The following is a 14,784-nucleotide window of genomic DNA, read 5'->3' as shown; positions in this document are numbered from 1 at the left end:
ACACCGGCGCCGCGTTGGTATCCGACAGACGCTGATATAGAAGGCTGGATGGCGCTGTCCGGCTTGCCGCCTGATTGGTTTCCTAAAGCAATTTCAGGAAAAGTGTGTAACGGTTTTCCGTCCGGAATTGCGCAAGAACAGGTGGCGCAAGCAGCGTGAATTCCGCGGACAATCCGCCATGGGAAGGGGACCATGACTCGATTTGCAAGCCCGGTCTCGGCGCTTATCATCTGCGTGAACGAGGCCGACATGATCGGCCCATGCCTGGAAAGCATCGACTTCTGCGCCGAGATCATCATCGTCGATTCCGGTTCGACGGACGGCACCATCGAATGCGTGCAAAGCTTCATTGCCAGGGGCTACCCGATAAGGCTGCTGCACAATGACTGGCCGGGTTTTCCTCGTCAGAGACAATTCGCGCTCGACCACGCCACCCAGCCCTGGTGTCTTTCGATCGATCCTGACGAACGTGTCGACGACCTGCTGCGGCAGTCGATCATCACCGCAACGCGGACAGCGAGCGACAGCATGGGCGGATGGTACATCCGCCGCCGCGATTGGCTGAAGGGCTACGGCTACGCGCATCGCTGGGTGCTGCACAACAGGCTGCTGCGACTTTTTCGCCGCGAAGGCGCCACCATGGATCTCAACGCGCGGGTGCATGAATCCTTCGGCGTGCCGGGCGAGACCAGCACGATCGAGAGCGGTGTCTTGCTGCATCGCCGCGAAATATCGATCGAGGAGGACCTTGCCCGCGCCAACTCTTACTCCAGCCTCAAGGTTGCGACACTGGTCGACAGGGGCAAGAAACCGGGCCTTGTACGGCTGGTCTTGTCGCCGTTCGGCAACTTCCTGAAGTTCTATCTGGCCAAGCGCTACTTCCTGTGCGGCCGGCATGGCTTCATCTACTCGATGTCGGTGATGATTTATTCCTATGCCACCGAGGCCAAACTGTATGAAGCTTCGCAAGGCAACGATCCGGCTTGAGCCGTCAGGCCGGGCCCTGATCGGTTACTCCGGCGCCTGAACGAGCGTTTCGATGGCGGCAAGCAGGCCGCCGAGGTCGCTGCTGTCATGCAAGGGCCTGATGGCGAAGCCGGACTGAACCGCCGCCTCGCCATCGACCAGCCAGCCTTGCGCGAGGCCAGCGCGCCGCCCTGCCTGCATGTCCGCCAGCTTGTCGCCGACGATCAGGGATCGCCGCAGATCGAGGTCGAGGCGCTTCGCCGCCTCGATCAGCATGCCCGGATTGGGCTTGCGCATCGGATGGTCGGCAAGGGCGAGTGATCCGACGCCCGCCTCGTGGTAGGCACAGGCAAGCACCATGTCGACGGACACGCCCTGCTCGCGCAACAGTTCGAGCACGCGGCCGTTCACGTCGGCGAAGACATTCCAGCCGAAATAGCCGCGCGCAATGCCGGACTGGTTGGTCACCACGACGACCGGGATGCCGGCCCGGTTGGCGGCTGCGATCACTGGCACGATATCGTCGCGCAGCACGATCTCGGCCGGGTTGCTGGGGTAGTCGGTATCGACATTGATGGTGCCGTCGCGGTCGAGGAACAGTGCAGGCAGGCGCCCCGGGAAAGCCCGGTCGCCGATCCGCTCGACCCATACACCCGGCTCGGTCAGCGGGTGCGCCGTCCCCAATCTGTCAGCCATTGCTGAGGCGCGCTTCGACCACCTCGCACAGATGGTGATAGAGGCACAGATGCCCTTGCTGGATGATCGGCGTCGAGGTCGACGGCACGTTGAGCAGGATGTCGCACAGCGGCTTGAGCTTGCCGCCGGTGTCGCCGGTCAGTCCGATCACCGTCATGTCCATCATCCGCGCCTGTTCGGCGGCGGCCAGGATGCTTGGCGAATTGCCGCTGGTCGAGATCGCCAGCAACACGCCGCCCGCCGCGCCATGCGCCTCGACCTGGCGCGAAAACACGGTGTCGAAGCCATAGTCATTGCCCCAGGCGGTCAGCACCGAGGCATTGGCCGGCAGCGCGATGACATTGTAGGCCTTGCGCTCCTTGAGGAAGCGGCCGACCAGTTCGCCGGCGATGTGGATGGCATCGCTGGCCGAGCCGCCATTGCCGCAGATCAGGAAGGCTTTCCCCGACGACAGAGCCGTCACGACGGCGCTCACCGCCCGCTCCATCTCGCTGGTCAGGTCGCGCTCGACCATGGCGTTGATGGCAGCCGCCGAGCGGACCAGATAGTCGTTCAATTCAGACATGAAAACCTCAGTTCGTGGTGCCGCCGGCGCGCAGTTTGCCGATTGTGCCGGTGGTGCTCTTGCCGGCGACGAGATCGACCAGCACGACGCGCCCGCCGGCCTTCTGCACCACATCGGCGCCGACCACGGTGTCGATCGTATAGTCGGCGCCCTTGACCAGTATATCGGGCAGCAAGGCTTCGATCAGCGCCAGTGGCGTGTCCTCCTCGAACACCACGACCGCATCGACCGAGGCCAGGGCTGCAAGCACACAGGCGCGATCATGCTGGTCGTTGACCGGCCGCCCCGGCCCTTTGAGCCGTCGCACTGAGGCATCGCTGTTGAGGCCGAGCACCAGCCGGTCGCACTGGCTGCGCGCCGCGTGCAGCAGGCTGACATGGCCGGCATGCAGGATGTCAAAGCAGCCATTGGTGAAGCCGACGCTCAGGCCCTCTTCCTTCCACGCCGCCACCATGCGCGCGGCCGATGTGGCATCGAGGATGGCATCCTTGTGAGCGGTCGGTCCGTGCGAGCGGAACAGCGCGCCGGTGAGTTCCTCGACCGTCAGCCGGGCGGTGCCGCGCTTTCCCACCACGACGCCGCCGGCGGCATTGGCGATCGAGGCCGCGGCGACGGGATCGGCACCCGCCGCCAGCGCCAGCGCGAAGCTCGCGATCACCGTGTCGCCGGCGCCCGAGACATCGAACACTTCACGCGCCTGGGTGGCGATGTGGCGCGCCTCGGTTGGGCCGACCACGCTCATGCCCTTTTCGCTGCGTGTCGCGACGACGAAGTCAAAGCCGTGCGCCGAGATCAGCTGGCGGGCCGCCGCCACGATCTCGTCGTCGGCAAACAGCGCATGGCCGACAGCCTCGCCAAGCTCCTTGCGATTGGGCGTGATGGCGGTTGCCCCGGCATAGCGCGCATAGTCGCGGCCTTTGGGGTCGACCAGCACCGGCTTGCCCGCCGCTCGGCAGATGGCGATCAGTTCGCTGGCGACACCGTCGAGCAGGATGCCCTTGCCGTAGTCGGACAGGATGACGATGTCGGCACGCGTGAGTGCGGCACGGAAATGGTCGATCAGGCCTGCCCGCTCCGCTTCGCCGAGCGGCTTGATCTCCTCCTCGTCGAAGCGCAGCACCTGCTGGTTGAGCGCGCTGAACCGGCTCTTCGACGACGTCATGCGGCCGCGCTCCTGCGCCAGGCCCGCAATGTCGGCGCCAAGCTCGCCAAGCATTCGCATCAGGCTGTCGCCGGCCGTGTCGGTGCCGATCACCGACACCGGAATGGCACGCGCCCCAAGCGAGATGATGTTGGCCACGACATTGCCGGCGCCACCCATGGCCGAGGTTTCGCCGCGCCCGTGCAGCACGGGAATCGGCGCTTCCGGTGAAATCCGCTCGATCACGCCATTGACGAAACGGTCAAGGATCAGGTCACCCACCACCAGGACGGTGACGTCGCCGAAGCGCGCAATGGCGCGGTGCAAGGGTTCGGGCGAAGGCGGATTGTGCTTGATCATGTCATCTGCAACGCGCTGGAAAACCCGTCTCTGGAATGTTTGGGTCGGTTGGCGGGACCGGTCGTTTCATGGCGATGCCGATATACCGCAATTCAAGCCGGCGCAACGGCGGCTCGCCGCGTCAGCTCTTCTGCAAGGCGACGTGGACGCCGAGTCCGACCAGCACCGCGCCGCCGGCCCGCTGCATCAGGCGCTGTGCGCGGCTGGAACGCCGCAGCCGGCCGATCACGGCCCCCGCCAGGAACACGCAGACGACATCCGCCGATGAGAACATCAGATTGACGATGGTTCCGAGCACGACGAACTGCAGCCAGACCGGAAGCGCCGCCGAGGCGTCGATGAACTGCGGCAGGAATGCCATGAAGAAGATCGCTGTCTTCGGATTGAGCACCTCGACGGTGATGCTCTCGAAAAAGGCGCGACGGGCCGATTTCCGCTCGATCGCGGGCAGCGCCGCATCGCCCTCCGCGCGCTTGCGGAACAACGAGATGCCGAGCCAGATCAGATAGAGCGCGCCAACCAGCTTGACCGCCATGTAGAGTGGCGGCACGGCGTGGAACAGCACCGACAAGCCGGCGGCTGCCGCGACGACATGCACGTAGCCGCCAAGATGAATGCCGAGTGCCGCCGTCAGCCCGGACCAGCGGCCACGCGCCATCGTCTGCGCGGCGGCGTAGAGCATCGCCGGGCCGGGGATGTAGGCGAAGATCGCCGTGGTGGCGAAAAACGCGATGAGCAGTTCGGTCGACGGCATTCCTTGTCCCTCACGATCGGCCGAGCCGGCAGGTCCCGACTGAGCGAAAGCTTTGCGGCGCCACTGTGGCGATGACTCCTGCGTTCGCGCCTGCTTTGTCGACAGCCCGGCTGGCGTCCCTTATAAGGACCGGAATCGCAAGCAACCAGAGGCCTTCATGATCATCGTCACGGGCGGCGCCGGCATGATCGGCTCAAACATCGTCGCCGCGCTCAATGCCGAAGGCCATGACGACATCCTGGTCGTCGACGACCTCACCGACGGCCACAAGATCGCCAATCTCGCTGATCTCAGCATCACCGACTATCTCGACAAGGACGATTTCCTGGCCCGTCTCGAGGCCGGCGAACTCGGCCGCATCGAGGCCGTCTTCCACCAGGGCGCCTGCTCGACCACCACCGAATGGAACGGCAAGTTCATGATGGAGGTGAATTACGCCTTCTCGAAAAGGCTGTTGCACGCCTGCCAGGCGTTGCGCGTACCCTTCCTCTACGCCTCCTCCGCTTCCGTCTACGGCGGCGGTTCCGAGTTTCGCGAGGACCCGGCGCTTGAGCGGCCGCTCAATGTCTACGCCTACTCCAAGAAGCTGTTCGACGACTATGTCAGGCGCACCGTCTTCGACACCGATCATTCGCAGGTCGCGGGCCTGCGCTACTTCAACGTCTATGGCCCGCGCGAGGCGCACAAGGGCGCCATGGCCTCGGTCGCCTTCCATCTGTTCAACCAGGTCCAGCGCGGCGAGAACCCGAAACTGTTCGGCGCCTATGATGGCTTCGGCCCGGGCGAGCAAAGCCGCGACTTCATCCATGTCGGCGATGTCGCCGACGTCAATCTGTGGCTGTGGAAACGCGGCTCGAGCGGCATCTTCAACTGCGGCACCGGCCGCGCCCAGCCCTTCCGCGCCATCGCCGAGACGGTCATCGACACCCTCGGCAAAGGCGAGATCGAGTTCATCCAATTCCCCGACCACCTCAAGGGCAGCTACCAGAGCTTTACGCAAGCTGATATGTCCCGTTTGCGCGCGGCCGGTTACAATGGCCAATTTCGAACAGTGGAAACCGGCGTCAGAGACTATGTCGAATGGCTGAAAGCCCAACGATCCTCGTGATCGGCCCACGCTGGGTGGGCGACATGGTGATGGCGCAGTGCCTGTTCGCGGCGCTGAAAGAGCTTCATCCCAACGCCGCGATCGATGTGCTGGCGCCGGCCTGGGCCGCGCCGCTGGTCAAACGCATGCCCGAAATACGCCAGCAGATCGACTTCCCGCTGAAGCCCGGCGCGCTCGAATTCACCATTCGTCGCCGCTTCGGCCGCCTGCTGCGTGGCCGGTACGACATGGCCTATGTCCTGCCGGGAAGCTGGAAGTCGGCGCTGATCCCGTTCTTTGCCCGCATTCCGCGCCGTTTCGGCAATTTGCGCGAAATGCGCTATGGCCTGCTGACCGACATCGTGCCGCTGCCCGACAGCATCAAACGACGCACCGCGCAGGCCTATTTCGGCCTCGCCCAGGGCGGCAGTTTCCGGGCGCCCAGGCTAACCGTGGATGCGAAGAACCAGGCCGCCTTGCTCGACCGTTTCGGGCTGGCGCCTCAGAAATTCGTGGCGCTGATGCCTGGTGCCGAGTTCGGCCCGGCCAAGCGCTGGCCGAGCGAAAGCTATGCCGGCCTTGCCCGCGACTTCATGGGCAAGGGCTTCAAGGTCGCGCTGTTCGGCTCGAAGAACGACCGCGACGTGACGGCGGAGATCGCCGGCCTCGCACCCGGCGTTGTCGACCTTGCCGGCCAGACGCGGCTGGAGGACGCCATCGACCTCATATCGGCGGCAAGGCTGGCGGTGTCCAACGACAGCGGGCTGATGCACGTCGCCGCCGCCGTTGGCACGCCGATCGTTGCCGTCTACGGCTCGACCTCGCCTGAAAACACGCCACCGCTGGCGGAACGGCGCGAGCTGGTCTGGCTCGGTCTCTCCTGCTCGCCTTGCCATCAGAAGGTCTGTCCGCTCGGCCATCTCAACTGCCTCAGGACGCTCGAAGTCGGACAAGTCGCGGCGGCGGCGGAACGCCTGCTGGAAATCCCGGCCGCGGCATGAAGGTCCTGATCGTCAAGACGTCGTCGATGGGCGATGTCATCCACACCTTTCCAGCCGTCCAGGATGCCCGCCTGAACCGGCCGGACGTGTCCTTCGACTGGTGTGTCGAAGAGGCATTCGCAGGCATTGTCGCGCTGCACCCGGAGATCGGCAGAATCCATACGGTCGCCGTCAGGCGCTGGCGCAAGGCCTTGTTCAGCGGCGGCACCTGGCGCGAAGCGGCTTTGTTGCGCCGCACCTTGCGCGAATGCCGCTACGACCTGGTCATCGACGCGCAAGGCCTGCTGAAATCGGCGCTGGTTGCAAGACAGGCTGCGGCACCCATTGCCGGCTTCGACAGGTCAAGCGCCCGCGAACCTTCGGCCGCCTTGTTCTACGACGTCGGCTACGCCGTGCCGCGCGGCCTGCACGCCATCGAGCGCACGCGGCGGCTGTTCGGGCTGGCGCTCGGCTATCAGCCTGATCTGTCGATACTGGACTCCGGCATTGTACCACCGGCCGGCGACATCGCCGGCATCAGCGGAAGAACCGCTTTCCTGCTGCACGGCACCAGCCGCGAGGACAAGAAATGGCCGGCCGGCGACTGGATCGAAATCGCCCGCCTGCTGATTGATAGGGGAATGACCCCGGTCACCACATGGTCGAACAAGCGTGAAAAGGCCGTGGCCGAAGCAATCGCCAAAGCCGTACCATCAACGATCATGGTGCCGAAATCGCCGCTTGCCGAGATTGCCGGGATCATCGGCCATTCGACGCTGGTGATCGGCGCCGACACGGGGTTGACCCACCTTGCCAGCGCCTTCGGCCTGCCGACGGTTGCGGTGTTCCTGGCGACCGAGCCAGGTCTCACCGGCCCGCGCGGGCAATATGCCTCGACGCTTTTGGCCGCACCCGGTGAGCGTGTGACGCCAGCGGTAGTGATGGCGGAAGCGGAGAGGCTGCTGCAGTGCGAGGCGCTTGATCAGGCTAACGCCGGCAAGAATTGATTTATCAATCAATTCAATCGGAAAAAGCGCTATCCCTGGATTGGAATGGCGCAATTCAGGAACAAATCCTGCCCCTTGCAATCCCTAAATGAACTGCACCTGGACGATCTCGTAGCCCCTTGCACCACCGGGTGCATTGACCTCGATGGCGTCGCCGACTTCCTTGCCGATGAGCGCCCGCGCGATCGGCGAGGAGATCGAGATGCGGCCTGACTTCACGTCTGCTTCCTGGTCGCCAACGATCCTGTAGGTCTTCTTTTCCTCGGTGTCCTCGTCGACGAGAACCACGGTGGCACCGAACTTGACCTTGTCGCCGCTGAGCTTGCTGACGTCGATCACCTCGGCCCGCGCGATGAAATCCTCGAGCTCGTTGACGCGGCCTTCATTGAGGCTCTGCGCCTCCTTGGCGGCGTGGTATTCGGCATTTTCGGACAGGTCGCCATGCGAGCGCGCTTCGGAGATCGCCTCGATGATGCGCGGCCGCTCTTCCTGCTGGCGCCAACGCAGTTCTTCCTTCAATGACGCGAACCCCTCGCCTGTCATCGGGACCTTGTTCATGATGCCTGACCTTTCCTGCCGCCACCCCCGCGTTTCGGGGAAAGCCTTGTCGATGGGTACAAAAAGAAAACGGTCCGGCAGCCTCGGGCTAACGGAACCGTTTCACCGCAATTTCCCACAATATAGCAATCTTCGCGGGTTTTTCACGCCTAAAAATCAGTTTTGAAAAAATCGTCCGCTGCTTTCGCAAATGCCGTCACGGCGGATGCGTACCACGGATGGCCGGCAACGAAAATCCGGCCGCGAGCAATCGCGGCCGGATCGAGGAGCACTGGGAGCCGAATCAGCCCCTCATGAAATGGTCGATCTGCTCAGCCAGCATGCCGTATTCGCGCGAACCCTTGCCGGACCGCTTCTCGATCTCCGTCAACTGCTGCTGGGCGCCGGCGAGATCGCCGATCTGCAGATGCGCTTCACCGAGATATTCGCGCACCAGCGTGTAGTTGGGATCGATGCGCAACGCTTCCTCGTAATAGCCGAGGCCAACGGCGACGCGGCCGGAATGGCGGTGCGAATAGCCGAGATAGTTGAGGATGCGCGGATCCTGCTTGTTGGCGGCGAGGCTGAGCACGGCGATCGCCTCGTCATAGCGGCCGGCCATCGCCAGCGCATGTCCGGCATCATAGATGCTGTCGTCGTCCAGCATGCCTTCCTTGGGCGGCACGCATTTCTGCTTCTTCTTGTCCCAGACCTCCCCCTTTTTGCACTGGGTGGTGGTCTGGTCGCTGCCACCGCCGCTGCCGCTGCCGGCGGCAAATACGGGAACAGCAAGAAACTGCAGGGCGACGAGCGCGCTCGCCGCCTGGATGAGCATTCTTTTATGCATCGAAGCCTCCTTGAGGGGTGAGAATAGAACAATAACGCCGGATGGATTGCGTTTCATCCCGGAAAAATCACGCAAGGGAGAACACGAGGTGACGGATGCTGCAAATCCGCTATCATCCGGCAAACGACCTGACGGAGAAGACCCGTGCAGCAGCGGCTTGAAAAGGACTGGGAGCTTTCGATCGGCCCTGACACCGTGCGCCTGTTCATCCTCAAGGCCAAGGCGCTCAGCGCCGCCGTCAACGAAGACTACGCCGATGGCGCCGAACACGAGGTCGAGCTCGATGGCGAGGCGCATGCCAGCCATCACCATGACGGCCTTGCCGAGGAAAGTTCGGAAAACCTCACCGAGGAAGAGTTGCGCGAGCTCATCAACGACCTCAATGTCGATGAAGCAGCCGAACTCGTCGCGCTCGCCTGGGTCGGCCGGGGCGACTACGACGCCTCCGAATGGACCGAAGCCCTGGCAGCGGCGCGTGAGCGCGCCAACAGGCGCACGGCGAAATACCTGCTTGGCATGCCGCTGCTTGCCGACTGGCTGGAGGAAGGGCTGGAAGCGATCGGCGCGTAACGGCGCGGTTACCGTTCGTGATGGGGTGCAGGCAACCTCCGAGCGTTGGCGCCGTTGACGGCGATGGCGTCGCTTGTCTTTTCCCGAACATGCAGGATTGCACTGGTCATGGCCGTCACGGCTCTGCTGATTGTGCCGGCCGACGCCAGACATCGTCACAGGCATCACAAGCCACTGGCACCGCGGGTGGAGCAGCCGCTGACACCACGGGTCGACCAGCCGCTGAAAACGCGGGCCGCGCGGCCTCTGAAACCGCGGCGCAACCGGCAGGTCGCGCCGAACCAGATACAGCAGAAGACACAGGAGCCGGTGGCATCGCCCGCCGATATTCCCGTGCCCGAACCGCGCCCGGCGGATGCTGCAAAGGCCGATTCATCAACGAAGGATGTGCAGAAGACGGACGCTCCCAAGACCGCGGGCGCGTCCGGCGTGCTCAATGGAGAAAAGTCCGGTCAAGAAAAGCAGGCGCTTCCCGAACCGACGGCCGATAGCGAAGGTGAGCCAGAGCCGCCAGCCATCGCACCGACGCCCACGCCGAAGCCGGCCAATGCCGAGCCTGAGGTTGAGCCGCCGGCCGTCGCCCCGCAGCCGCCGCAAAAGCCAGCGGACGCGGGCGACAAGAAGATGCTCCCCGACCCACGATCGGCCGATCTGCCCGCTGAGAAGATGCCGCAGGAGGAAATCGCCTGCCGGGAGCGGCTGAACACGCTCGGCGTCGAGTTCGAGGAGCACAAGGCGGAAAGCAGCCCCGAAATCGGCTGCTCGATCCCCTATCCCCTGGTGCTGAAGACACTCGGCAAGTCGATTGCCATAGCGCCTGACACCGAGCTCAATTGCCCGATGGCCGAGGCGGCGGCGCACTTTGCCGCTGATGTTGTCCAGCCGGCGGCGAAAGCCGAATTCGGCGCCGACCTGAAATCGGTCAGCCAGGCATCGGCCTTTGTCTGCCGGCCGCGCAATGGCACCAGAAAACCGTCGGAGCATGCTTTTGGCAACGCGCTCGACATTGCCAGCTTCACGCTTTCGGATGGCAAGAAGATCGAAGTCGGTCCGGCGCCGCCCGAGAAGGAAGGCAAATTTCTCAACGCCGTGCGCAAGGCCGCCTGCGGCCCCTTCAAGACCGTGCTGGGGCCGGGCGCCGACGCCGATCATTCCCTGCACTTCCATCTCGATCTCGAGCCGCGCCGGCATGGCGGCACGTTCTGCCAGTGAACATTGTTGGCGCAAACCGCGTGCCGCATTTCGGCCGCAGGCATGAACGCCGACGCTGAGTTTTCCTTTACCCTTGATCGTTAAAATGCCGGACATCTGAACCATGATCCCGAAAAGCGGGAACCGGTTTTCGAAAAAACCATGGTCAGGCAAAAGGCAGAACCTGATCGGGATCAGGTTCGGGGATAGGATTCCGCCAATGGCCGGCAAATTTCGCGCCGCGTTTTTCGCCGCCGCGCGCCAATCGAAACCTGCGGCGATGGTGGCCGCCGGCCTTGCGCTCGCGGCCGTTTCGGCCTGCAACACCGGCAGCGTGCTGTCGCTGCAGCCAGCCGTCGACGTCGGCTCCCAGACCGCTGCCGTGCCGCAATACACTGGCATGCAGAAGCTTGTTCCCTCCAATCCCTACATGACGCAGGCCGCCTATCCGCGCATGGATGAGCCGATGTCGCCGGTCGAGCAGATGCCGGCCAGCGAAGCCGACTGCCGCCAGCAATTGAAGCGCCTCGACGTCGCCTACACCGACCTGGCACCGATCCATGAAGGCCAGTGCGGCATCGACTTTCCCGTAAAGGTCTCAGCCATCGGCAACATCCAGATGAAGCCCGCCGCGACGTTGACCTGCGACATGGCCGCCACCTTCGCCGGCTGGACCAGGAACGAACTCGTCCCCTCCGCCCGATGGCGCTATTTCTCCGGCGTCAGAACCATCCACCAGGGCTCCAGCTACTCCTGCCGCAACATCGCGGGCGAAGGCGTGCTGTCGGAGCACGGCAAGGGTAATGCACTCGACGTCATGAGCATCGAGCTCAACAATGGCGACGACATCGACGTGCGCAAGCCTGGCCTGTTTGCCTTCCGCACCCGTGGCTTCCTCAACAATGTGCGCGCCGACGGCTGCCAGTATTTCACCACGGTGCTCGGCCCCGGCTACAATTACGACCACCGCAACCATTTCCATTTCGACATCAAGAACCGCAAGAACGGTTATCGCGCCTGCAGGTAGGGAAAGATCAGGCGTCACCAGTGGACGCGATGATTTGCCGTGCCACCAGATCCTGGATGCGCCAGAGATTCCTGTCGCGGATACCGCTTTCCTCCAGCTTGCTGACAGTCCGGAACAGATACTGCGCCGACGAGCCCCAGTGTCCGGCGGCTCGCGCCAGCGTGTCCGCAACCTGCTCCAACGGCAACCGTCCGGCATAGGCGTTGCCGCCCGGCGCGGCGACGAAAGTCAAAGCACGTAGCGGCCCCTCCTTGGTCTTGACCTTGATCCAGCACGGCAGGTTGGTTGGCGGGTTGGCATCGATCTCGCGGCGCATCAGCTGGCCGAGTTGCCCAAAATGGTCTTCCGCCGGCAGACGGTAAACGATGCCGTTGCAGCTGCCGCCGCGATCGAGCGCCAGCATCAGGGCCGGCAAATCGCGGGTTCCGCGCCAGCGTGTCAGCTTCAGGCAGAATGAGCGGTGCCATCCTGGCGCCGTGGCCGGGCGCTGCTCGACTGGCACGAATTCGGGATTCCAGATCAGCGAGCCATAGGCAAAGACCCACAGCGCGTCAGGCCGGTGTTCCGACAGGAGTTGCTCGACAAGGCTGTCGAACTCCGCGTCGGTATGTTCGGCTGTCCCAGGCTCGGGACCGGGATCCGGTTCGATACGCTCGACCCTCGCGACAAGGTCGGCGGTCAAGGCCATCGGTCTCAGGCCTGTCGGCTTCCGCTTCATTCCTGCCCCCCTGCAAAAACGATGGCGGACGATAGACCGGCTGGACATCCCTGGCCATTGATTTCCAAGGCCGGTCAGGCAACAGATACCGCACGGATCGAGCCTCCTTCATGAGCCAACGAAGCCTTCGGCGACGCGTTACAATCTGGGTGGCGGCCTTGCTCACCGCCTATCTGGCGCTCGCCTATTTCGCCGCGCCGGAATTCTGGACATTCCGGGATTGCGGCTTTCGCAACCAGCGCTTCGAGATGGTGACGCACACGCCGCAGGGCATTCCCGGCGACCCGATCAATGTCGGCCTTGTCGGCACCCAGAAGGAGGTCGTCCATGCCTTTGCCGTCGCCGGCTGGGACACCGCCGATGCCGTGACCTTGAAGACCGCGATCGATATCGGCGAAAGCGTGCTGTTCTCTCGCCCCTATCCCGACGCGCCGGTCAGCCGCCTGCTGTTCGAGGGCCGCGCCCAGGATCTCGCCTTCGAAAAGCCGGTCGGCGACAGTGCCGACCGGCGTCATCATGTCCGCTTCTGGCAGACCAGCGCGACCGGCGACGACGGCCGGCCGCTGTGGCTGGGCTCGGCCAGCTTCGATCGCGGCGTTGGTCTGAGTCATGACACCGGCGCCATCACCCATCACATCGGCCCCGACATCGACGCCGAACGCGATTTTCTGATGCACGACCTGGATGCCGCCGGCGAACTGATCTCGACCAGCGACATGGAAGGCATCGGCGCGACAACCACCGGCCGCAATGGCGGCGACGATCCCTATTTCACTGATGGCAAGGCCATGGTCGGGATGTTGCGGCAGCTGCCGTAGACGCGATCGGCCACCTCAGGATTTGGCGATGCAGCCTGAATGGCCGTGTCATGATCTTGAAAAATGCCGACCGTCTATTTTCGAAGACCGCGCCGCAATGCTATTGAGCCCTCATGCTATACGTTGAAATTGCTATCGTGGTCGTCCTCATCTGCGTGAACGGCCTTTTGTCGATGTCCGAACTCGCCATCGTTTCATCGCGCCCGGCCCGGCTCAAGGCGATGATCGACCGCGGCGTCAACGGCGCCGGCCGTGCCCTCGAGCTTGGCTCCAATCCCGGCAAGTTCCTGTCCTCGGTGCAGATCGGCATCACCCTGGTCGGCGTCCTCTCCGGCGCTTTTTCCGGCGCCACGCTTGGCGACCGGCTGGCGCAGTACCTGGCCTCGACCGGCATCCGCGAGACCATCGCCGATCCGATCGGCGTCGGCATCGTCGTTGCCATCATCACCTATTTCTCGCTGATCGTCGGCGAACTGGTGCCCAAGCAGATCGCGCTGCGCGATCCCGAGCGCGTTGCCGCGCGCGCTGCCCCGGCGATGACCATCCTCGCCACCGTTTCGGCGCCGCTGGTGTTCCTGCTCGACTTCTCCGGCCGCGCTATCCTGTGGCTGCTTGGCCAACGCGGTGAAAGCGAGGAGAAGGTCACCGACGAGGAGATCAAGATGCTGGTCGCCGAGGCGGAACACCACGGCACCATCGAATCCGACGAACGGCGCATGATCGCTGGCGTCATGCGGCTTGGCGACCGCGCCGTGCGCGCGGTGATGACGCCGCGCACCGAGGTCGACTGGATCAATTTGCAATCCGACGATAGCACCATCCGCAAGCTGCTGATGGAAACCCAGCATTCGCGCCTGCCGGCCGGCGACGGCGGCGTCGATGTCATGATCGGCGTCGTCCAGACGCGCGACGTGCTGGCCGCGCTGCTTGCCGGCCGCGCCCTCGACCCGCGCAAGCATGTGCGCGCGGCCCCCATCGTCTACGACCAGGCCGACGCGCTGGACGTGCTGCAGAAGCTCAAGGAATCCGACGTGCCGATGGCGCTGGTGCATGACGAATACGGCCATTTCGAAGGCATCGTCACCCCCGCCGACATTCTCGAGGCCATCACCGGCGTCTTCCGGGCGGACACCGATGCCGGCGACGAGGAGAACGCCGTCAAGCGCGAGGACGGCTCATGGCTGCTCGCCGGCTACATGCAGGCCGACGAGATGGCCGACGTGCTCGGCATCGACCTGCCGGAAAACCGCGACTACGAGACCGTCGCCGGCTACGTGCTGTCGCACATGCACCACCTGCCGGCGACCGGCGAATGCGTCGATGCGCAGGGCTGGCGCTTCGAGGTGGTCGACCTCGACGGCCGCCGCATCGACAAGCTGATCGCCACCCGCCTGCCCGGCGGTCACCGCGAGGTGGTGCGGTAACAATCAGGGCTGTGTGCAGACCTGTTCGAATGCCAGCTTTTGACCCGGAAGACCATTTGGCGTTTGGCAAACTGGAAATGCCGTCGGACGTCGCGT

16 protein-coding genes are annotated in these 14,784 nt (G+C 64.1%); 9 read left to right on the top strand and 7 right to left on the bottom strand.

Annotated features, from left to right (window positions below; all coding sequences use genetic code 11):
- Positions 1-192 precede the first annotated feature (192 nt).
- A complete protein-coding gene (locus BLS48_RS16670) occupies positions 193-987 on the top strand; it encodes a glycosyltransferase family 2 protein (RefSeq protein WP_091579279.1) in 795 nt (264 codons plus the stop codon).
- Between the two features lie 24 nt (positions 988-1,011).
- Here BLS48_RS16670 and gmhB read toward each other — a convergent pair whose 3' ends face one another.
- From gmhB to BLS48_RS16650, 4 genes are all read right to left on the bottom strand, one after another.
- Positions 1,012-1,662, bottom strand: a complete 651-nt coding sequence (gmhB, locus tag BLS48_RS16665) for a D-glycero-beta-D-manno-heptose 1,7-bisphosphate 7-phosphatase (RefSeq protein WP_091579274.1) — start codon at positions 1,660-1,662, stop codon at positions 1,012-1,014.
- Positions 1,655-2,227, bottom strand: coding sequence for a D-sedoheptulose-7-phosphate isomerase (locus BLS48_RS16660; RefSeq protein ID WP_091579271.1), 573 nt, complete (start codon positions 2,225-2,227; stop codon positions 1,655-1,657). Before BLS48_RS16660 ends, gmhB begins: the two co-directional genes overlap by 8 nt.
- Positions 2,228-2,234: 7 nt before the next feature.
- Positions 2,235-3,728, bottom strand: coding sequence for a D-glycero-beta-D-manno-heptose-7-phosphate kinase (gene rfaE1, locus BLS48_RS16655; RefSeq protein ID WP_091579269.1), 1,494 nt, complete (start codon positions 3,726-3,728; stop codon positions 2,235-2,237).
- Positions 3,729-3,849: 121 nt separating this feature from the next.
- Positions 3,850-4,482 carry a LysE family translocator gene (locus BLS48_RS16650; protein WP_091579266.1) on the bottom strand — a complete coding sequence of 211 codons (633 nt, stop codon included), beginning with the start codon at positions 4,480-4,482 and terminating at the stop codon, positions 3,850-3,852.
- A gap of 157 nt (positions 4,483-4,639) precedes the next feature.
- On the opposite strand from BLS48_RS16650, the gene rfaD reads away from it, so the two are divergent.
- The 3 genes from rfaD to waaC are packed head-to-tail and all read left to right on the top strand — an operon-like array spanning position 4,640 to position 7,556.
- Positions 4,640-5,590, top strand: a complete 951-nt coding sequence (gene rfaD / locus BLS48_RS16645; protein ID WP_091579263.1) for an ADP-glyceromanno-heptose 6-epimerase — start codon at positions 4,640-4,642, stop codon at positions 5,588-5,590.
- Positions 5,563-6,570 (top strand): lipopolysaccharide heptosyltransferase II, encoded by a 1,008-nt coding sequence (gene waaF / locus BLS48_RS16640; protein ID WP_091579260.1) that lies wholly within the window; start codon positions 5,563-5,565, stop codon positions 6,568-6,570. The genes rfaD and waaF overlap by 28 nt, the downstream gene beginning before the upstream one ends.
- A complete protein-coding gene (gene waaC, locus BLS48_RS16635; protein WP_091579257.1) occupies positions 6,567-7,556 on the top strand; it encodes a lipopolysaccharide heptosyltransferase I in 990 nt (329 codons plus the stop codon). The genes waaF and waaC overlap by 4 nt, the downstream gene beginning before the upstream one ends.
- A gap of 84 nt (positions 7,557-7,640) precedes the next feature.
- Here the strand turns inward: waaC and greA are convergent, their stop codons facing one another.
- Together greA and BLS48_RS16625 are read right to left on the bottom strand one after the other, a co-directional pair.
- Positions 7,641-8,114 carry a transcription elongation factor GreA gene (gene greA, locus BLS48_RS16630; protein WP_091579255.1) on the bottom strand — a complete coding sequence of 158 codons (474 nt, stop codon included), beginning with the start codon at positions 8,112-8,114 and terminating at the stop codon, positions 7,641-7,643.
- A 283-nt stretch (positions 8,115-8,397) separates the two neighbouring features.
- Entirely contained in the window at positions 8,398-8,940 is a 543-nt protein-coding gene (locus tag BLS48_RS16625; protein ID WP_091579252.1) for a tetratricopeptide repeat protein, read from the bottom strand.
- Positions 8,941-9,084: 144 nt separating this feature from the next.
- Between BLS48_RS16625 and BLS48_RS16620 the strand changes: the two genes are divergently transcribed.
- The 3 genes from BLS48_RS16620 (at position 9,085) to BLS48_RS16610 (ending at position 11,728) form a co-directional block, all read left to right on the top strand.
- Complete coding sequence (locus tag BLS48_RS16620) at positions 9,085-9,510, top strand: DUF3775 domain-containing protein (RefSeq protein WP_091579250.1); 426 nt, start codon at positions 9,085-9,087, stop codon at positions 9,508-9,510.
- Between the two features lie 186 nt (positions 9,511-9,696).
- A complete protein-coding gene (locus BLS48_RS16615) occupies positions 9,697-10,722 on the top strand; it encodes an extensin-like domain-containing protein (protein ID WP_167365123.1) in 1,026 nt (341 codons plus the stop codon).
- Between the two features lie 199 nt (positions 10,723-10,921).
- Positions 10,922-11,728, top strand: coding sequence for an extensin-like domain-containing protein (locus tag BLS48_RS16610; RefSeq protein WP_091579247.1), 807 nt, complete (start codon positions 10,922-10,924; stop codon positions 11,726-11,728).
- A 7-nt stretch (positions 11,729-11,735) separates the two neighbouring features.
- On the opposite strand, the gene BLS48_RS16605 is transcribed toward BLS48_RS16610, so the two are convergent.
- Positions 11,736-12,446 carry a gamma-glutamylcyclotransferase gene (locus BLS48_RS16605; protein WP_091579245.1) on the bottom strand — a complete coding sequence of 237 codons (711 nt, stop codon included), beginning with the start codon at positions 12,444-12,446 and terminating at the stop codon, positions 11,736-11,738.
- Between the two features lie 110 nt (positions 12,447-12,556).
- On the opposite strand from BLS48_RS16605, the gene BLS48_RS16600 reads away from it, so the two are divergent.
- A complete protein-coding gene (locus tag BLS48_RS16600; protein WP_091579243.1) occupies positions 12,557-13,264 on the top strand; it encodes an LssY C-terminal domain-containing protein in 708 nt (235 codons plus the stop codon).
- Positions 13,265-13,377: 113 nt separating this feature from the next.
- Positions 13,378-14,688 carry a hemolysin family protein gene (locus tag BLS48_RS16595; protein ID WP_091579241.1) on the top strand — a complete coding sequence of 437 codons (1,311 nt, stop codon included), beginning with the start codon at positions 13,378-13,380 and terminating at the stop codon, positions 14,686-14,688.
- Positions 14,689-14,784: the final 96 nt, after the last annotated feature.

The sequence above is a fragment of the Mesorhizobium qingshengii genome (assembly GCF_900103325.1).
GTDB classification, from domain to species: Bacteria; Pseudomonadota; Alphaproteobacteria; order Rhizobiales; family Rhizobiaceae; genus Mesorhizobium; species Mesorhizobium qingshengii.
This window is presented reverse-complemented; position numbering and strand designations above follow the sequence as displayed.

Coding starts and splice junctions, on each gene's coding strand:
- BLS48_RS16670 (WP_091579279.1), top strand. CDS start 193: ATGACTCGATTTGCAAGCCCGGTCTCGGCGCTTATCATCTGCGTGAAC.
- gmhB (WP_091579274.1), bottom strand. CDS start 1,662: ATGGCTGACAGATTGGGGACGGCGCACCCGCTGACCGAGCCGGGTGTA.
- BLS48_RS16660 (WP_091579271.1), bottom strand. CDS start 2,227: ATGTCTGAATTGAACGACTATCTGGTCCGCTCGGCGGCTGCCATCAAC.
- rfaE1 (WP_091579269.1), bottom strand. CDS start 3,728: ATGATCAAGCACAATCCGCCTTCGCCCGAACCCTTGCACCGCGCCATT.
- BLS48_RS16650 (WP_091579266.1), bottom strand. CDS start 4,482: ATGCCGTCGACCGAACTGCTCATCGCGTTTTTCGCCACCACGGCGATC.
- rfaD (WP_091579263.1), top strand. CDS start 4,640: ATGATCATCGTCACGGGCGGCGCCGGCATGATCGGCTCAAACATCGTC.
- waaF (WP_091579260.1), top strand. CDS start 5,563: ATGGCTGAAAGCCCAACGATCCTCGTGATCGGCCCACGCTGGGTGGGC.
- waaC (WP_091579257.1), top strand. CDS start 6,567: ATGAAGGTCCTGATCGTCAAGACGTCGTCGATGGGCGATGTCATCCAC.
- greA (WP_091579255.1), bottom strand. CDS start 8,114: ATGAACAAGGTCCCGATGACAGGCGAGGGGTTCGCGTCATTGAAGGAA.
- BLS48_RS16625 (WP_091579252.1), bottom strand. CDS start 8,940: ATGCATAAAAGAATGCTCATCCAGGCGGCGAGCGCGCTCGTCGCCCTG.
- BLS48_RS16610 (WP_091579247.1), top strand. CDS start 10,922: ATGGCCGGCAAATTTCGCGCCGCGTTTTTCGCCGCCGCGCGCCAATCG.
- BLS48_RS16605 (WP_091579245.1), bottom strand. CDS start 12,446: ATGAAGCGGAAGCCGACAGGCCTGAGACCGATGGCCTTGACCGCCGAC.
- BLS48_RS16600 (WP_091579243.1), top strand. CDS start 12,557: ATGAGCCAACGAAGCCTTCGGCGACGCGTTACAATCTGGGTGGCGGCC.
- BLS48_RS16595 (WP_091579241.1), top strand. CDS start 13,378: ATGCTATACGTTGAAATTGCTATCGTGGTCGTCCTCATCTGCGTGAAC.